14 protein-coding genes are annotated in these 16,454 nt (G+C 64.1%); 6 read left to right on the top strand and 8 right to left on the bottom strand.

The window, feature by feature from the left end:
* Nucleotides 1-101: 101 nt before the first annotated feature.
* From IGS61_RS02625 to IGS61_RS02605, 5 genes are read right to left on the bottom strand one after another with little or no spacing between them, the layout of a single operon-like run.
* Entirely contained in the window at nucleotides 102-980 is an 879-nt protein-coding gene (locus IGS61_RS02625) for an STM4011 family radical SAM protein (protein WP_230538164.1), read from the bottom strand.
* A complete protein-coding gene (locus IGS61_RS02620) occupies nucleotides 974-2,353 on the bottom strand; it encodes an STM4012 family radical SAM protein (protein WP_230538163.1) in 1,380 nt (459 codons plus the stop codon). Before IGS61_RS02620 ends, IGS61_RS02625 begins: the two co-directional genes overlap by 7 nt.
* The gene (locus tag IGS61_RS02615) at nucleotides 2,350-3,192 is read right to left on the bottom strand and encodes an STM4013/SEN3800 family hydrolase (protein WP_230538162.1); all 843 of its coding nucleotides are present in this window, start codon (nucleotides 3,190-3,192) and stop codon (nucleotides 2,350-2,352) included. The genes IGS61_RS02620 and IGS61_RS02615 overlap by 4 nt, the downstream gene beginning before the upstream one ends.
* The gene (locus IGS61_RS02610; RefSeq protein WP_230538161.1) at nucleotides 3,185-4,273 is read right to left on the bottom strand and encodes an STM4014 family protein; all 1,089 of its coding nucleotides are present in this window, start codon (nucleotides 4,271-4,273) and stop codon (nucleotides 3,185-3,187) included. The genes IGS61_RS02615 and IGS61_RS02610 overlap by 8 nt, the downstream gene beginning before the upstream one ends.
* 15 nt (nucleotides 4,274-4,288) lie before the next feature.
* Nucleotides 4,289-5,215 (bottom strand): STM4015 family protein, encoded by a 927-nt coding sequence (locus IGS61_RS02605; protein WP_230538160.1) that lies wholly within the window; start codon nucleotides 5,213-5,215, stop codon nucleotides 4,289-4,291.
* A 271-nt stretch (nucleotides 5,216-5,486) separates the two neighbouring features.
* On the opposite strand from IGS61_RS02605, the gene IGS61_RS02600 reads away from it, so the two are divergent.
* A complete protein-coding gene (locus tag IGS61_RS02600; protein WP_230538159.1) occupies nucleotides 5,487-6,590 on the top strand; it encodes a PEP-CTERM sorting domain-containing protein in 1,104 nt (367 codons plus the stop codon).
* A gap of 38 nt (nucleotides 6,591-6,628) precedes the next feature.
* On the opposite strand, the gene IGS61_RS02595 is transcribed toward IGS61_RS02600, so the two are convergent.
* Nucleotides 6,629-7,204 (bottom strand): helix-turn-helix domain-containing protein, encoded by a 576-nt coding sequence (locus IGS61_RS02595; RefSeq protein ID WP_230538158.1) that lies wholly within the window; start codon nucleotides 7,202-7,204, stop codon nucleotides 6,629-6,631.
* A 222-nt stretch (nucleotides 7,205-7,426) separates the two neighbouring features.
* On the opposite strand from IGS61_RS02595, the gene kbl reads away from it, so the two are divergent.
* Genes kbl through IGS61_RS02580 form a run of 3 tightly spaced genes read left to right on the top strand, consistent with a single transcriptional unit; the run spans nucleotide 7,427 to nucleotide 11,100 of the window.
* Complete coding sequence (gene kbl / locus IGS61_RS02590) at nucleotides 7,427-8,653, top strand: glycine C-acetyltransferase (RefSeq protein ID WP_070218655.1); 1,227 nt, start codon at nucleotides 7,427-7,429, stop codon at nucleotides 8,651-8,653.
* A 20-nt stretch (nucleotides 8,654-8,673) separates the two neighbouring features.
* Nucleotides 8,674-9,639 (top strand): NAD-dependent epimerase/dehydratase family protein, encoded by a 966-nt coding sequence (locus IGS61_RS02585; RefSeq protein ID WP_230538157.1) that lies wholly within the window; start codon nucleotides 8,674-8,676, stop codon nucleotides 9,637-9,639.
* A 48-nt stretch (nucleotides 9,640-9,687) separates the two neighbouring features.
* Nucleotides 9,688-11,100 carry an L-serine ammonia-lyase gene (locus IGS61_RS02580; protein ID WP_230538156.1) on the top strand — a complete coding sequence of 471 codons (1,413 nt, stop codon included), beginning with the start codon at nucleotides 9,688-9,690 and terminating at the stop codon, nucleotides 11,098-11,100.
* An 81-nt stretch (nucleotides 11,101-11,181) separates the two neighbouring features.
* Here IGS61_RS02580 and IGS61_RS02575 read toward each other — a convergent pair whose 3' ends face one another.
* Nucleotides 11,182-11,922, bottom strand: coding sequence for an AAA family ATPase (locus IGS61_RS02575; RefSeq protein ID WP_230538155.1), 741 nt, complete (start codon nucleotides 11,920-11,922; stop codon nucleotides 11,182-11,184).
* Nucleotides 11,923-12,016: 94 nt separating this feature from the next.
* A complete protein-coding gene (locus tag IGS61_RS02570; protein ID WP_230538154.1) occupies nucleotides 12,017-13,489 on the bottom strand; it encodes a hypothetical protein in 1,473 nt (490 codons plus the stop codon).
* A 237-nt stretch (nucleotides 13,490-13,726) separates the two neighbouring features.
* Between IGS61_RS02570 and thrC the strand changes: the two genes are divergently transcribed.
* Both thrC and IGS61_RS02560 read left to right on the top strand, forming a co-directional pair.
* On the top strand, nucleotides 13,727-15,223 hold the full coding sequence (gene thrC / locus IGS61_RS02565; RefSeq protein ID WP_230538153.1) for a threonine synthase: 1,497 nt from the start codon (nucleotides 13,727-13,729) through the stop codon (nucleotides 15,221-15,223).
* Nucleotides 15,223-16,449, top strand: coding sequence for a molybdopterin molybdotransferase MoeA (locus tag IGS61_RS02560; protein WP_230538152.1), 1,227 nt, complete (start codon nucleotides 15,223-15,225; stop codon nucleotides 16,447-16,449). Before thrC ends, IGS61_RS02560 begins: the two co-directional genes overlap by 1 nt.
* The last annotated feature ends 5 nt before the right edge of the window (nucleotides 16,450-16,454 follow it).

The following is a 16,454-nucleotide window of genomic DNA, read 5'->3' as shown; positions in this document are numbered from 1 at the left end:
TCTCGGCCGCAACTCCCTTCCGCTCGCTACGGTTTTGTTCGGCGTTGTAAGTATCGTAATCTGATTGATAAAAAGCGCGGGTGCGGTTGGCCCGCGCTTTTTTACGTCCGGTGCAAAGGCGCGATGCGCGCCAGCACGCCGTTTTCAAACGTGGACTGGAACGGCAAATCCTTGCGCTGCGCGTAGCCGATATAGCAATCGCACTTGAAGCGGGGGCAGGATTTTTCTTGCAGCAGGTCCGCCAGGTCGTCCGTGTACAGATTCCCCAGCCGCTCGGGCACGAAGTGGCAGCGCGCCAGCTCGCCGTCGCCATCGACGGACAGCGCCGCTTCGCCCGCCAGGCACGGTTTATTGCGCGAGGGCGACGGGCGGCGGTTTTGCGCAAACCACGGATCGATGGCGTCCAGTTCGGCCAGCTCTGGTTCGCTGTAATAGCCGGGGCCGCGCCTGTCGTACGCGTTCAGCCACAGGTAGACGTGGGCGGGCAGCGCCGCGCGCAGGGCGCGGATGGCGTCCAGGTGTTCGTTCATGGCCACCACGCCGACGGAATAGCGCACGCCCATGGCATCGAGCCGGGCGCAGCGGGCGAGAAAGCGGGACAAGGTCGTCTGGTCCGGGTGGTAGGTGCACCACAGGCCGACCTTTTCCAGCCCGTCCATCTTATCCAGCCAGTCCAGGGGACCGGACAGATTCGTCTGCAGCGCCACCTGGCGCACGTGGGGCAGCGCCGCCAGTGTCTGCATCGCGCTCCGGTAGTGGCGCCGCACCAGCGCTTCGCCCCAGGGCGTGAACAGCACGCCGATGGGGCGCGCTTGCGCCGCCACCCAGTCCGTAAAACGCGCCACTTCGCGCGCATCGCGGGCCAGCGCGGCGCGGCTGTCGCGCTTCTTGGCAAACGGGCAGTAGCCGCAGGCGTAGTTGCAGCTCGATAGCGTACCGCGGTACAGCAGGGACAGCGTTGCTGCTTGCGTTGTCAGCACGCCTGGCCCTCTTGCGCCATCAGCGCGCGCACCGTCTCGGAGGCCAGCCACGGGCCGATGGTGTCGGCGTAGCTGTAGCCCCGCTCGTTCAGCCGCAGCAGCGGACCATCCTCCTGCACCAGCTCCAGCGCGTGCAGCTCGGCCAGCTGCGGCAGATCAATCTCGCAGCGGGAGCCGAAGCGCGCCGTGTAGGCGTCGCGGTCCAGGCCCGGTTCCGTCAGCAGCGACTGGATCACGTAGCGCCGGCGCTGTTCTTCCTCATCGAGCTGGTAGCCGTGTTCGGCCTGGGCGAAGCGCGCCTCGTCGAGCGCCAGGTAGTTGTCGATGATGTTGATGGTATCAAGCCGCGCCACCGCGTATTCGCTCGAGTAATGGAGGCTGGCCGTGTACGAGCGGGCGCCCGCGCCCAGGCCCACCATGCCGTCATTCTGGCAGCAGTACGAAGGCCCGTCTTGTTCCGGCGCATGGGGGGCGCGGAACATGCGCATCGACACCTGCTCGTAGCCCTGGGCGCGCAAATGGTCGCGCGCGGCCGCGTACAGGGCCAGACGGCTGTCGCCGTCCTGCGCCAGCATGATGGGACTGAGCGATTGCGCGCCCTGCCGGCGCGCCACTTTTCCAAGGCCCGTCTGTTCGCGCACGTACAGCGGATACAGATAGATTTCCTCGGGCCGGAAGGCCAGCGCGCTGTCGATGGAAGCGAGCAGGCTGGCGACGGTTTGCCCCGCGATGCCGTAGATCAGGTCCAGGTTCAGGGTGGGGAAGCCGGCCGCGCGTATCAGGCCGATGGCGTGATGGACGGTGGCGTTTTGCTGGGGGCGGGCCAGCGCGCGCATTTCGCCGGCGGCAAAGCTCTGGATGCCCAGGCTGACGCGGTCGATGCCGTGCGCGCGGCAGACGGCCAGCCGTTCGGCCGTGATGGTTTCGGGCGACGCTTCGATGCCGGCCGGCGTTTGTTGCAGGTCAATGCCGAGGATGTCGCGCGCGCCGCACAGCAGGGTGTCCAGCTGCGCGGGCGACAGGTAGGTGGGCGTGCCGCCGCCCAGCGCGAAGCGGGCAAAGCGCCGTTCGCCCAGCGCGCCGGCCAGGGCACGCATCTGCACCAGCACTTGCCGCACATAGCGCTCGACCATGCCGGCGCTGGGGCGGGCCATGGCGAACAGGTTGCAAAAGCCGCAGCGCATCTCGCAAAACGGAATATGGATATACGCAAACAGGGCGGAGCGGTCTTGCCGCGCCCACAGTGGCGCCAGCGGCGCCGCCTGCGGCAAGGCGCGGTAGGCCGCCTTGTGCGGATACGAATAGGAATAGGCCTGGTAGGGCGTGTGGCGCATGCGCTGCGCCAGGGTGCCCGGCTGTTCGGATGGATTCACGGTGGGGATTCCTTGGGAAGTGTATCGGGGGCGATGAAGAAGTGCGCGTACGGCACGTTCCACACGCTGTCGTGGGCCACCCGGTGGCCCCGGTAGCCGTCTTCGCCATACGCGCTGCCGTGGTCCGAGCAGACGATGGCGAACGTGGGCGCGCGCGCGGCGCAGGCGGCAAACAGGGGCGCCAGCGCGCCATCGACATAGCGCAGGGCGGCAGCATGGCTGTCCAGGCAATCGGCGCGGCAGCCGGGCAGGTAGGCGCGGTTCGGCGTATGCAGGGCGGCCACGTTGATGAATAAAAAGGTGCGCTGCGCACCGTCTGCCAGGCGGTCGATGGCCAGCGCCACCTGTTTTTCGGTCGAATGGCGGCTGGCCACGCCCATGCCCGCGCTCCAGTGGCTTTCCTGGAACAGCGACGGCAGCACGCAGCCCAGCGCCGTTTGCTTGTTGAAAAAGCCCACGCCGCCGATGCAGATGGTGCGGTAGCCGCGCGCGGCCAGCGCGGCGGGAAGGTCCGCTTCTTCGAACGCAAACGTGTGCGGCGACGTCGTTTCGCTGCCGGCGAAGGCGGAAGCGAACAGGCGCGGATGGCGGCCCGGCGCGGCCGGCGTGGGCAAGAAGCCCGCGAAGAAGGCCTGGTGCGCCGCATACGTGAACGTGGCGGGCGAGTGGCGGCGTTCCCAGCCTCCCGGCGGCAAGAAGCGCCCCAGCACGGGCAATTCGCCCGCCTCGTACAGCGCTTGCGCCACGTCAAAGCGCAGGGTGTCGAGCGTGAGGAAGACGATGTCGTGGCTGCCGACGATGGCGTGCATGTCGGGGATGGCCGGGGTGTTGTTAAACATGGGTCAGTTGCGCCGTGTAAGTATCGATGCCTTGCCACAGCAAGCCTGGCAGCAGGTCGCCGAAGGCGTTCGCTTCCAGCACATGGGCCTGGCCGTGGCGCACGACGAGGTCGTAGCCCGTCACGTGGCTATGGGGGAAGGCGCGCGCGGCCAGGGCGGCGGTCTGTTCCAGCGCGGCCAGGTCGGCGTCGTCCAGCAGGCCGGACGCGTCGCCGCGCCGGTTGTCGAGGTGCAGATTCGTCATCATGCGGTCGCCGATGCGCGCCACGCGGTGCGCGGGCTGGCCTGCCACGGTCACGACGCGCAGGTCGTAATGGCTGTCGCCGCAGCGGGGCTTGTTCAGCCACGCTTCCGCGTACAGTTCCTGCGCGGCCAGCGCATCGACGAGGGCGGCGATGTCGTGCCGCGTTTCATAGCGCGCCATGCGCTTGACGTTGAACAGGCGCGCCGCGCCGTCCCCATGCTGCAGGGCGGCCGAGGTGGTGGCTTGCTGGCGTCCTGCCTTGTTGCGGCGGTAGGCGACGACGCCGGACGCGGACGAGCCGTAGCGCGGCTTTAAATACACGCGGTCAAGGTGGCGTTCATGCAGCAGCACCTGCAGATGGTCGTAGCCTTGCACGGGTCCCAGCAAGGCCGGTATGGGCACGCCGTGCGCGGCCAGGTGGCGCTGGCAGGCCAGCTTGTCCGTCATGACGGTGATTTCGCCTGGCGCATTGAATACGCGCGTTTGCGGCAGGTCAAGCAGTTGCGCCGCCAGGGCAGTCATGGCGGCCGTAAAACCGGCGAACCACGCATCCATGGCCAGCAGTTCGCCGTGTTCGGGCGCAGCGACCGGCGGACGCTCCAGCAGCCTGCAGCCTGCCTGCAGCAACAGCCGGTGGGCGGCAGGATCGTCGCCGGGCGGCTCGATTTTTAATATGCCTGGCTGGCGCAATGCTTCATGCAGCAGGGCCGGCTGCGCCAGCCAGTCGCGCCATTCCAGCACCTGCGCGGGCGGCAGGCGCAGTTGCGCGCGCGCCGCCTGCATCAGGCGCACGCGCTTGCTGCCGGCGCTGGCCAGCAGGGTGAGGGGTGTAGCCAAAGAAAAAGACTCCGCTTATTCGCCGACCGCCACGTAGCGGTAGCTTTCGCCGTCGTCCTCGTCCGCTTCCTGCGGGTCGTCCAGCACCACCTCGAAGGGCAGCGCCTTCAGTTTTTCCTGGTTTTCCTCGGAAATGTAGTGGTGCGACAGGTCCAGGCGCTTCAAGCCGCCCAGCTGCGTGTGATTGAGCACGGCCACGGCGCCCAGGTCGCCGATGGTGCCCAGCGACAGGTCGAGCGTGTCGAGCTGCGCCACCAGCGGTTCCTCGGCCAGCCAGACGGCCAGGTCGTCGGCGATTTCCGCGTCGCGCAAGCCCAGATATTTCAGGGTCGGCACGGTCAGCTGCGCCAGCACCTTGCGGTACAGGTCGACGTCGCCCGAGAAGCCGTATTCCTCGGTGCCCAGCCACAGTTCCAGGTGTTCCAGCTGCGGCATGCTCGATTGCGCCAGCGCTTCGGCGATCTTTTGATCGAGGCCGCCCGCCTCGATGGTAAAGCGGCGCAGGTGCTGGTGCGCGAACGGTTCGATGACGAGCTCATTGCCGCCGCGGATGCGCAATTCTTCCAGCAGCGGGAAAGCGTCCAGCAGGGGCTTGTAGCTGCCTTGCACGATCCACGAGATTTCGCATTCCTCGTACGTCATGTCGCCGATGAACAGGGCGCGCAAGTTGGGCAGCTGCGGCGCGTGGGCGATCAGCGCGGCCATCACTTCGTCGGCGCCCGATTCGTACGGGTCGCCCCACATGCCGATGATCAGCGCTTCGAGCGCGCCCTTGTCGGCCTTGCCGAGAAAGCCGGCGATCAGCTCGTCCATCTTGCGCTTGTCGTCGTATTCGAGCGACAGGCGGTAGACGATGCCGGGCGAGGCGTCGAAGGGCAGGTCAGGGTCGTACTGGACGACTTTCTTGTTGTGGAAGGTGGTGGTGCTGTCGGAAATGGTCATCGCGTGGGCTCCGTTAAAAACAGTTGGGGCCTGGATGCCGCGCAGGGGCGTAGCAAGCATGGGGTGAGCCGGGATGTGCTGCGGCGCTCTGCAAAGACATCCAGGCCTGGAAATCTTGTCTATTGCGAAATCTTAGCATGGACAAAAGGACTTATTGCGCACGGCTGCGCGGCAACGCCGTGACCGAAAATGCCTTGCAAACAACAATGTTGTCAAATAAGTTTACATTTTTGATATTTAATCGTATCGTGCATTTTTCTTGGAGGGAATAATGAAAATAATCCGGAGAATCGCGCTGCCCTTGTTTTGCGCTTGCGTCAGCACGCCGGCGCTCGCACAGGGGGCGCCGGCATCGCCGCCCCGGTTTTCGGTCACGGTGTTCGAGAATGCATCGCTGGCCAATCTGAGCGTGGGCAGCATCAGCGCCATGGGGCAGATTTACGGCGTGGGCCGGCTCGACGGCGTCGACATGGTGTATGCCACGGCGGGCAGCCAGTTGACGGTGGCGCCGAAGGCCGCGGTGAGTAATCTGGTGTTTGCCAGCAATGCGGCAGGGGACAGCCTGATACGCTCGGCCGGCAGCAATGGCAATGCGCTGGTGCACATCCTGTCGGGCGGCGTGGCCACCTCGCTCAATATCGCCGGGCAAACGACCTGGTCCGGCACGATGAATGCTGCAGGGCAAGTTGCCTTCAATGCGGGGTTTGGCAGCTATGCCACCTTCGACTACACGACGAAAGCCTATCTGTACGACCCGCAAACGGGCATACGGGCGCTGGGCACCCTGGGCGGCAAGGACAGCTATGTCACGGGCATCAACGACGATGGCGTCGTCGTCGGCGCTTCCGCGATGGCGCCGACGCCAGGCGGCGCGCAAGGCTTCATGTACAAGGATGGCGTGATGACCAGCGCGACGGGCTGGGGCGGTTACCAGAGCGCGATTTCGGGCATCAACAATGCGGGCCAGATGGTGGGCCATGTCACCCCCGACTGGAACCAGGACCGGACGCGCGGTTTTCTCAAGACCGACGGCAACAACACGTTCCTGAAATCCATCTCCACACCGATCGGCGTGGATGGCTTGGGCCAAGTGCTGGGGGAAAACGCCATGTTCTACAGCAATGGGGTGACTTACAGCCTGGAAAGTCTGGTGCAGGGCGAGGCGGGCTGGAGTTACATGGCCGTCGGCGGCATCAACGAGGCGGGACAGATTTCCGCGCGCCGTTGCCAGTCGCTCATTTGCGAGATTGTCCGCCTCGATCCCGTCAGCGCCGTGCCCGAGCCGCAAACCTATGCCATGTTGCTGGCTGGCATGGCCTTGCTGGGCTTTGCGGGGCGCCGGCGCCGGCAGCGCCCGTGTGATGCCGTAACGTAATACTTTCTGTCATACAGGGTGGAGGATGGGCCGGCGCGCTAGCGGTGGATCACCACCAGCAGCGCCTTGCCCTCCGTTTTTCCCAGATTCCTGATGATATGCGGCTGGTCCGCCGGATAGCGCGCCGTGCCGCCATTCTTGACCTTTTTCTTTGCCGTCCCCACTTCCAGTTCCAGGTTGCCGTGGATCACCGTCAAATGCTCGGTGGTGCCGGGATCGTGCGGCTGCGACGCCAGTTCGCCGCCGGGCGCCAGCGTCACTTCATACCATTCATATTTGCCCGCCAGTTCCATCGGCCCCAGGATGCGCAGCACGTAGCCCGCATGGTCGCCGGGCAGGGTGGGGGTTTCGTGGGCGTCCGTGATGCGGATGGTTTCCACGGCTTTTTCCGCGCTGGACAGCAATTCGCCGATCTGCACGCCCAGGGCGTTGGCCAGGCGCCAGGTGATGGCGATGGTGGGATTGGCTTTTTCGCGCTCGATTTGCGACAGCATGGACTTCGATACGCCCGCGATGCGCGACAAATCCTCGAGTGTCAGGCCGCGCGCCAGGCGCAGCCGTTGCAGGGTGGCACCCACTTCAGGGGGAGAATTGGTCGAAACGCTGGTTTTCATCGGCAGGTGGCTTGCAAAGTTCAATAGGCTTGGGTAATATCCACTATATTGAATTTCAGTTCGAAATAGTGGATTTTGAGGAAAAACACGGAAACGTGTAGACTTCAAACAGCGCTTCACGGTACAGCATTGTGCGCGCACCGGTCAAGCGGCGGCTTTTTCCCTATGGCGGCTGAAACCACACGCACACCACACGCATACATCAGGGACACAAGGAATATCATGAGCGAGCAAGCGAAGAACACCTTTTTCAGCGGTCTGCAACAGAATCTCGATCAACTGCGCCAGCAAGGCTTGTACAAGCCCGAGCGCGTGATCGCCTCGCGCCAGGGCGCCGAAGTGGTGTGCGACGATGGCCGTACCCTGATCAATATGTGTGCAAACAACTACCTGGGCCTGTCCGGCGACCTGCAGACGCAGGAAGCGTCTATTGCCGCCACGCAAAAATACGGCTACGGCCTGTCGTCCGTGCGCTTCATCTGCGGCACGCAAACCGTGCATAAAGAACTGGAACAGGCCATTTCCGCCTTCCTGGGCACCGAAGACACGATTTTGTACGCGGCCGCATTCGACGCCAACGGCGGCGTGTTCGAGCCGCTGTTCGATGAAAACGACGCCATCATCTCCGACGCGCTGAATCACGCCTCCATCATCGACGGCATCCGCCTGTGCAAGGCTGGCCGCTACCGCTATGCGCACAACGACATGGCCGACCTGGAAGTGCAGCTGCAGGCGGCGATTGCCGCCGGCAAGCGCCACAAGGTCATTGTCACGGACGGCGTGTTCTCGATGGATGGCACGATCGCGCAACTCGACAAGATCTGCGATCTGGCCGACAAATATGGCGCGCTGGTGATGATCGACGAATGCCACGCTTCCGGCTTCATGGGCGCGACGGGCCGCGGCACGCACGAGCACCACAATGTGATGGGCCGCATCGACATCATCACGGGCACGCTGGGCAAGGCCCTGGGCGGCGCCATGGGCGGTTTTACGTCGGCGCGCAAGGAAGTCATCGACACCCTGCGCCAGAAATCGCGCCCCTACCTGTTCTCGAACACCCTGGCGCCATCGATCGCCGGCGCTTCGCTGTCGGTGCTGGAACGCCTGGCCAAGTCGACGGAACTGCGCGACCGCCTGCATGACAACACGGCCTTCTTCCGCAGCGAGATCGAGCGCATCGGCTTCACCATCAAGCCGGGCACGCATCCGGTGGTTCCCGTGATGCTGTTCGACGCCCCCGTGGCGCAGAAATTCGCCGCCCGCCTGTATGAACTGGGCGTGCTGGTGACGGGCTTCTTCTACCCGGTCGTGCCGATGGGCCAGGCCAGGGTCCGCGTGCAGCTGTCCGCCGCCCACACCCGCGAACAGCTGGTGCAAGTGCTGGCCGCGTTCGAGCAGGCAGGCAAGGAACTGGGTCTGCTGACCACTACCACCACTACCAATTAACAAGAATTCAGGAAAATAGCATGGAACGCATCTTAGTCATTGGCGCAAACGGCCAAATCGGTAGTGAACTGGTGGGCGCGCTGGCGCAGCAGCACGGCGCGGACAACGTCATCGCCAGCGACATCGGCACGAACAATCTGTACCAGGCCAAGCGCTATGCGCAATTGAATGTGCTGGACAAGGACGGCCTGGCGAAGATCATCGCCGACGAAGGCATCACCCAGGTGTACCAGCTGGCGGCCATGCTGTCGGCCACGGGCGAAGCGGCGCCGTTGAAGGCGTGGAGCCTGAACATGGATGGCTTGCTCAATATCCTGGAACTGGCGCGCGAGCGCGGCGAGGCGGGCAAACCGCTGCGCATCTTCTGGCCATCGTCGATCGCCGCCTTCGGCCCGAACACGCCGCAAGTGAACACGCCGCAAATGACGGTGATGGACCCGACGTCGATGTACGGCATCAGCAAACTGGCCGGCGAGCGCCTGTGCGAATACTATTTCAACAAGTATGGCGTGGACGTGCGCAGCATCCGCTACCCGGGCATCATCAGCTACAAGTCGCCTCCGGGCGGCGGCACCACCGATTACGCCATCGCCATCTTCCATGCGGCCTTGCGCGGCGAGCGCTATGACTGCTTCCTCGATGCGAACACCACCCTGCCGATGATCTACATGCCCGACGCCATCCGCGCCACCATCGAACTGATGGACGCTCCCGTGTCGCAGATCAAGATCCGTTCGTCCTACAATGTGGCCGGCGTGTCGTTCAACCCCGAGCAGCTGGCGAAAGCCATCGTGCACATGGTGCCGGACTTCAAGATCAGCTACAAGCCGGACAGCCGCCAGGCCATCGCCGACAGCTGGCCGCAAAGCCTGGACGACAGCAAGGCCAGCGCGGACTGGGGCTGGAAGGCGCGGATCGGCGTCGAGCAGATGGTCACGGACATGCTGGCCAATGTCGATGCGGGGCAGGCGGCCAAGGCGGCCTGAGTCCTGTACCGGCATTCATAAAAACATACTAATATAAAGAGACACCATATGGACATGAGCGTATTCGACCTGTTTAAAATCGGCATCGGGCCGTCGAGTTCCCATACTGTGGGGCCGATGGCGGCGGCGCGGCGTTTTCTGGTCGAATACGGTCCGCTGGACCAGGTGGTGGGCGTCGAGGCGGCCCTGTATGGCTCGCTGGCGCTGACGGGCGTGGGCCATGCCACGGACAAGGCCGTCATTCTGGGCCTGATGGGCGAAACCCCGCAAGACGTGGCGCCCGATGCCGTCGACAGCAAGCTGGCCGCCATCGAGGCGGCCGGAGAAATCGCGCTGCTGGGCACGCATGTGGTGCCGTTTACGGCCGCCACGGGCTTGATCTGGCACAAGAGCGAGTCTTTGCCCGAGCACCCGAACGGCATGCGCTTTACGCTGAAACTGGCTGACGGCAGCCGTGCTGACAAGGTGTATTACTCGATCGGCGGCGGTTTTATCCGCGAAGCGGGCGAAGTGCAAGCTGAGACCCAGGCCGAAGCGGCCGTGGAGTCGGCCGCTGCTGCTCGCGTCGTGTTCCCCTTCGACACGATGGAGCAGTTGCTGGCGCACGGCGTGGAAAGCGGCCTGTCGATCCCGGAAATGCTGCGCGCCAACGAATGCGTCAAGCGCAGCGAGACGGAACTTGATGAAGGACTGGACCGCATCTGGCACGTCATGCGGGACTGTATCGCGCACGGCCTGGAAACGACGGGCAACCTGCCGGGCGGCCTGAACGTGAAGCGCCGCGCCGCGAAATTGTGGCGCCTGGCGCAGGAAGCGAAGGCGTCGGACAACCGCGCCAACGACTTGCCGCACGACGCCGTGCACCTGGTCAGCCTGTACGCGATGGCCGTCAACGAGGAAAACGCGGCCGGCGGGCGCGTGGTGACGGCGCCGACCAACGGCGCAGCCGGCATCATCCCGGCCGTGCTGCGCTACTATGCGCAGGATTGCCGCCCCAGCGATCCGGTCGGCGGCGTGCGCCGCTTCATGCTGACGGCAGCCGCCATCGGCATGTTGTGCAAACGCAATGCCTCGATCTCGGGCGCGGAAGTGGGTTGCCAGGGCGAAGTGGGCGTGGCCTGCGCCATGGCGGCGGCTGGTCTGGTGGCGGCCCTGGGCGGCACGAACGAGCAGATCGAAAACGCGGCCGAAATCGGCATCGAACACCACCTGGGCATGACCTGCGACCCCATCGGCGGCCTGGTGCAGATCCCCTGCATCGAGCGCAACGGCATGGGTGCCGTGAAAGCCATTACGGCCGCCTCGCTGGCGCTGAAGGGCGACGGCACGCACTTCGTCAGCCTCGACGAAGTCATCGAAACCATGCGCCAGACGGGCGCGGACATGCAGGACAAGTACAAGGAAACGTCGTTGGGCGGCTTGGCCGTGCATGTCATCACCGTGAACCATGCGGCTTGCTGAACATCTGAAAAACACCCCAACGGCAGACGCTGGGGTCGGACCCTGAGGGTCCGACCCCGGATTTTGTCTTTGGGCTGGCCTTCACTCCTCCTCAAACAGCTGTTCCAGCCTTCTGGGATAATTATTCAGGAAATCGCGCGTGACGGCATAGTGTTCCGTGTCTTCATACGCCACTTCATGGATGCCGCCGCCCGTAAACATGAGGATTTTCGCGTTCGGGTAGGCGAGCAGAATCGGCGAGTGGGTGGCGATGATCAGCTGCGAATCGTCCTGCACCAGCTGGTGGATCACCGATAATGCCGCCAGCTGGCGGCTCGGCGACAGGGCCGCCTCGGGTTCGTCCAGCAGATATAAACCCTTGCCCCGCAGCTTGTTGATCAGGGTCGCCATGAACGCTTCGCCGTGCGATTGCGCGTGCAGCGACTTGCCGCCGTAGCTGGCCAGGTATTCGGGCATGTCGTCCATGTAGGTGGCGACGTTGAAAAAGCTCTCGGCACGCAAAAAATAGCTGTCATCCGGCTTCTTGTAGCTCTTGCTCAGGCGCAAGTGTGCGTGCAAGCCCGATTCCTCGTCCGAGGGCAGGGCGATGCGCACGTTGCGCGTGCCGCCATCCTTGCCGAAGCCCAGCCCCACGGCCAGCGCTTCGAGCATGGTCGACTTGCCGCTGCCGTTCTCGCCCACGAAGAACGTCACGTCGCGGTGGAAATCCATGTGCACGAAGTCGCGGATGGCGGGAATGGTGAACGGATAGTGGTCGAGGTCGACGACGGCGTCAGCGCGCAGCGCAGCGCTTTGCAGATACGGTTTTTTACTCAGCGACATGACCGCTTCCATGAATGACCCGCAGGCGGGCCGACAAGCACCAGTGTGGCGCAAATCGGGCGCACGCGCCAGCACGGGCGCCTGATTTTTTGACTTAGGACTCGCGCATGCAATCGCCGAAGTATTCGTGGTAGAAGGCGGTAGGACGATATTTTCCGTCCAGCAGGCCGAAATGACGGCCGACCTGGCGTCCGACCGTCATCAGGGTGTTGGCAGCATTTTTCGTTCCCGCATAGCCCTTTTTCAGCAGCCAGGTGGTGCTGGCGGCGGGCGACATGTCCGCCGTGCGTCCGACCAGCAGGGCGTCGACCAGGCAGATTCGCTCGCGCTCGGCGTCTTCCGCATATGCTTCCGTGCTTCCCACTGCCGCATACAGTCCTTCTTTTCCACCGTGGACAATGGTGCTCAGCCGTTCGTCACTGCTGCCAAACAGATCGAATTCGCTTTTGGTATATGGGAAGCAGTAGGCCCTGGCCGTTTGCAGGGATTTGTTCTGGGTCATGGCGTACCACTGGGCGAAGGTGGCAAGATCATCTTTTTCCTGTCCCCGCCGGAATTGCGCGTATAGAGGAAGGACGTTCTTGAATGAGCAGCCAGTCGGCACCCAGCCCCTTTGCGGCACGCCGTCCTTTGCAACCCTTTCTTTTGCCATAGCGGCTTCCGCAGTTGCCTCTGCCTCTGCAAAACACCGCAAGTCATACCCCAGCATGAACAGACACGCTTCGAAGGCATGGCAGCGGGCGGCCATGTCGGCGCCGTCCGCCTTGAACCAGTCGCGCTGTTCCAGCACGGCGCGCAGTATCCAGCCCAGCTTGACTTGCCATTGCGCCCAGTCCTGGCACGACACGGCCTTGCCGAAGAATTGCGGTGCGCCGGCAAAGCCGCTGTCGATACCCTTGGGATTGCGGATCTGCTTGCCGCGCGCGGCGCCCGAGGGGAAGGCCAGCCAGTGCTTCTTTGCCAGCTTCTTGCCTGCCTGGCTGCGGTATTGCGCGTACAGCATGGCCACGGCGGCGCCCACGCGGGTGTCGTAGATGGGCGAGCCGCTGTCGTCAAGCAGGGCGTGGATCTTGGTCAGGCCCGCGTCGAAGCGTTCCACGCTGTCCGTGTCGAGCGCGTCCAGCGAGGCGTCCGAGTCGAGTGCCATCAAGGGCGCCAGGCGCCTGAAGTAGGCGACCAGGCGGCCTTGCGCGTGCAGGCGCTTGAGGAAGACGATGGCGCCGCGCACGCCGCCCCATTCGAGGACGGCCAGGCAGGCCGCCAGCGCCTGGTCTTCATCGCCGTGCGCGATGGCGGTCTTCAGCCAGCCGCGCAGCAGGCCCAGCGAGGCGCGCGTTTCATGCCAGTTGCCCGAGACGACAGCCTTGCCTTGCGCATCGGTCCAGCGCGTGCTCCACACGTAGTGGCCCAGCACCGCTTCCAGGCCCGTCGCCTGCACGTCCAGGCCGCCCGGCACGAAGCGGCTGCGCGCCATCTTCAGGTGAAAGGGCCTGTCTGGCAATGCGGCCGCCAGCCAGTCGATAAAGCCCCGTACATCGTCCTGCTTGAGAAAATCGTCGCGTTTCATGTGGCATGGCTGTGGCATGGTCGTCGTGGGCGGGCTGGCGTGCCCCGCTAGTCTGGAAAGCGGCCATGATACAGTTGCCGTGCGACAAGGTGTGTCGTTTGACAACAGACGCCCCCCGCGCAAGCAGGGTGGCGCCCGGGCGAACGCGACGGATTCGCCTTGGGCGCCGCCTCGCACTATAATATCCGCTGCCATTCATGATCAACCGCACTCAGCTCAACTGGACTCTTCAAATCTATGCATTACGTGTCTACCCGCGCTGATAAAGCGCCATCGCAATCGCAACAAGCATCTTTGCAGCAATTTTCCGACATCCTCCTGGGCGGCCTGGCCCCCGATGGCGGACTGTACCTCCCTGAACACTACCCGCAAGTCACTGGTGCCGAGCTCAACGCCTGGCGCACATTGTCGTATGCCGACCTGGCCTACGAAATCCTGAAGAAGTTCGCCACCGATATCCCGGCCGCGGACCTGAAGGCATTGACGGCGAAAACCTATACCAAGGCAGTCTACAAGAACGCCCGCGCCGGCGAAAACGCGGCCGACATCACGCCGCTGCGCGTGCTCGAAGAAAACATCGTCAAGGGCGGATCGACCACCCTGATGCTGCAGGCGCTGTCGAACGGCCCGACCCTGGCCTTCAAGGACATGGCCATGCAGCTGCTGGGCAACCTGTTCGAATACACGCTGGCCAAGCACGACGCCGAACTCAATATCTTCGGCGCCACCTCGGGCGACACGGGCAGCGCGGCCGAATACGCGATGCGCGGCAAGAAGGGCATCCGCGTCTTCATGTTGTCGCCGCACAAGAAAATGAGCGCCTTCCAGACGGCGCAGATGTTCAGCCTGCAAGACCCGAACATCTACAATATCGCCGTCGAAGGCGTGTTCGACGATTGCCAGGATATGGTCAAGGCCGTGTCGAACGACTTGCCGTTCAAGGCGCAGCAGAAGATCGGCACCGTCAATTCCATCAACTGGGCGAGAGTCGTGGCGCAAGTCGTGTATTACTTCCGCGGCTACCTGGCGGCCACCACCAGCAACGAGCAAAAAGTGTCGTTCACGGTGCCGTCTGGCAACTTTGGCAATATCTGCGCCGGCCATATCGCCCGCATGATGGGCTTGCCGATTTCGAAACTGGTGGCCGCGACGAATGAAAACGACGTGCTCGACGAATTCTTCCGCACGGGCGTCTACCGCGTGCGCAAGTCGGCCGAAACGTACCACACGAGCAGCCCGTCGATGGATATTTCGAAAGCGTCGAACTTCGAGCGCTTCGTCTACGACCTGGTGGGCCGCGACAGCGACCGCGTGCGCGCCCTGTTCACGAAAGTGGAAACGCATGGCGGCTTCGACTTGTCCGGCAAGCCGGGCAGCGATGGCGACGAGTTCAAGCTGGTGGCCAAATACGGCTTCAAGTCGGGCAAGTCCACGCACCAGGACCGCCTCGACACCATCCGCGACGTGGCCGACGACTACGGCATCACCATCGACACGCACACGGCCGATGGCATCAAGGTGGCGCGCGAGCACCTGGAGCCGAACGTGCCGATGATCGTGCTGGAAACGGCGCTGGCGGCCAAGTTCAATGAAACCATCCTCGAAGCGCTGGGCGTGGACGCCGAGCGCCCGGCCGGCTTCGAAAACATCGAGGACTTGCCGCAAAAGTTCGTTGTGATGGGCACGGACGTGGAAAAAATGAAGGCGTATATCGCCGCCAATACGGGATTGTGATGACGGACGCCAGCACTGTACGTAAACCCATGCTGTCGGTGGCCGAGGCGCAAGCCTTCATGCTGGGCGCGGCGCGTCCGGTGGCCGAAGTGGAGCACATTGACACCATGCGCGCCAACGGCCGCGTGCTGGCGGCCGCGCAAACGTCGACCCTGAACGTGCCCGAGCGCGACAACACGCAGATGGATGGCTATGCCGTGCGCGCCAGCGATTGCGCCAGCGGTGCGGCCAGCCTGCCCGTGTCGCAGCGCATCGCGGCCGGCCACGTGGGCCAGCCCCTGCAGCCGGGGACGGCGGCGCGCATCTTCACGGGCGCGCTGATTCCGGACGGCGCCGATTGCGTGGTGATGCAGGAGCAGTGCACCGTGCTTGACGGCGTGGTGACGGTCAATCACGTGCCGCACGCGGGCGAATGGGTGCGCCGCCAGGGCGAGGATATCCGCGCCGGCGGCGAAATCCTCGGCGCGGGCCGGCGCCTGCGCAGCCAGGAAATGGGCCTGGCCGCCTCCGTGGGCCTGGCGCGGCTGCCCGTGCTGCGCAAGCTGCGTGTGGCCGTGTTCTTCACGGGCGACGAACTGGCCATGCCCGGTGAGCCTTTGGCGCCGGGCGCCGTCTACAACTCGAACCGTTTTACCTTGCGCGGCCTGCTGGAAAATCTCGGTTGCGAGATCACGGACCTGGGCATCGTGCCTGACAGCCTGGAAGCGACGCGCGCCGTGCTGCGCCAGGCGGCGCAGGGCAATGACCTGATCATCACCTCGGGCGGCGTGTCCGTGGGCGAGGAAGACCATATCAAGCCGGCCGTGGAAGCGGAAGGGCGGCTGAACATGTGGCAGATCGCCGTCAAGCCGGGCAAACCCCTGGCCTTCGGCGAGGTGCGGGACGCCTTCTTTATCGGCTTGCCCGGCAATCCCGTCTCCAGCTTCGTCACCTTTTTGCTGTTCGTGCGCCCGTTCATCCTGCGCCTGCAGGGCGTGGCGGGCAGCCTGACGCCGCGCAGCTACAAGCTGCCGGCCGCGTTCGAGCGCCTGAAGGCGGACAAGCGCAACGAATTCCTGCGCGCCAAAGTCAATGAAGACGGCGCGCTGGAACTGTTCGCCAACCAGAGTTCGGGCGTGCTGACGTCCACCGTGTGGGGCGACGGCTTGATCGATTGCCCGCCGGGGCTGTCGATCGCGCGCGGCGACATGCTGCGCTTTATCCCGTTTAACGAATTGCTGTACTAAGGAAT

Source organism: Janthinobacterium sp. FW305-129, from assembly GCF_020858115.1.
GTDB lineage: Bacteria > Pseudomonadota > Gammaproteobacteria > Burkholderiales > Burkholderiaceae_D > Janthinobacterium.
This window is presented reverse-complemented; position numbering and strand designations above follow the sequence as displayed.